This is a genomic window from Variovorax atrisoli 110B (assembly GCF_000382045.1).
GTDB classification, from domain to species: Bacteria; Pseudomonadota; Gammaproteobacteria; order Burkholderiales; family Burkholderiaceae_C; genus Variovorax; species Variovorax atrisoli.
Genome location: NZ_KB907494.1, coordinates 1 through 1,215 on the forward strand (window position 1 = coordinate 1; position 1,215 = coordinate 1,215).

General features: G+C 59.3%; 1 protein-coding gene and 1 pseudogene. One reads left to right on the forward strand and one right to left on the reverse strand.

Going from position 1 to position 1,215, the window contains the following annotated elements:
- Positions 1 to 188, forward strand: a 188-nt coding sequence (locus tag G369_RS39300) for a hypothetical protein (RefSeq protein ID WP_208604433.1), incomplete at its 5' end; no start/stop codon positions are given.
- Between the two features lie 41 nt (positions 189 to 229).
- Here G369_RS39300 and G369_RS36975 read toward each other — a convergent pair.
- A pseudogene (locus G369_RS36975) lies at positions 230 to 852 on the reverse strand (tyrosine-type recombinase/integrase).
- Positions 853 to 1,215 lie beyond the last annotated feature (363 nt).

The window sequence follows — 1,215 nt, forward strand, 5'->3', positions numbered from 1 at the left end:
GGCCGATTGCCTCGGTTCTCAACATAGACAGGGGCGCAATGCCTATCCGCACCGCGGCCATTGCGGCGGGCTACCGCGCGAGCGGTTTAGTCCTCAGACTGGTTGCAGTCAGTCGGTATGGCCCGCTGAATGTCTGCTATGCGTCGCAATCGAGCCATCTGGCAGTGCGTCGGTCCGCCTCGCTGTGACAGCAAGGCGGACGGATCTGCGCCACTAAATCGACGCTCGCTCAGATTTCTGTCTGCTCCGAGATCTCTAGGGCGTCATCTACCTCGATGCCCAGATATCTGACTGTCGACTCAAGCTTGGAGTGGCCAAGCAGCAACTGCACCGCACGGAGGTTTCTCGTCCGTCGGTAGATCAACGTTGCCTTCGTCCGTCGCATCGAGTGCGTTCCGTAGTCGGCAGGATCCAGCCCGAGTTCCCTGACCCAGCCACCAAGAATGCGGGCGTACTGCCGGGTGCCGAGGTGCGGCGAGTCGTGCATTCGGCTCGGGAACAGGAAGTCGTCCGATCGCAGTCCGGCGCGGAGGATCCAGGCCTGCACAGCCTCGCGGGTTCCGGGCGTGAGCTCAAACTGCACCGGACGCTGCGTCTTGTGCTGCAACACTGTTGCCCGCGGGGCAACTTGCTCTCCGTGGCAGACGTCCCTGACCTTCAGGCTAACAAGATCGCAGCCTCGCAGCTTGCTGTCCAGCCCAAATTGAAGAGAGCGAGCTCGCGCACTCGGCCCTCCAGTTGCAGTCGCACCCGCAGTGCCCAGATGTCCTTGAGCTTGAAAGGCGCCTTCTGGCCGACGATCTTGCCCTTGTTCCAAGGCACTTGGCAGGTTGTAGTGTTTACTGATCCCATGATGGTCTCCCATCGAGTTGAGGGAGCCTCAGCATGCGCTGGCCGGACTACAGCTGTCCTTGATGCAACGCCCAACCAACGCCTGCCTTTTCAGGGACAGTCATCAGCTTTCGCGGCCAATGTTTGGCCTACGGGAAGCGGCACAATCGGCCAGAAGCGGCTATTCGACATGTTGGGACAATGCGCCCCAGAGCCGACATTCAAGCTGGTTCGTAGAAGAATTGATTTATGGATTGCGATTTCACCCTTCCAAAAAATCTGGCTCTTGGGCTTTTGATCGCAGACCGTCTTCTTGACGCTAGCGACCTGACCGGCGAAGACAGAGTGCTTTTGGCGCAGGGGTTAAAACTCTCTTGGGAATGG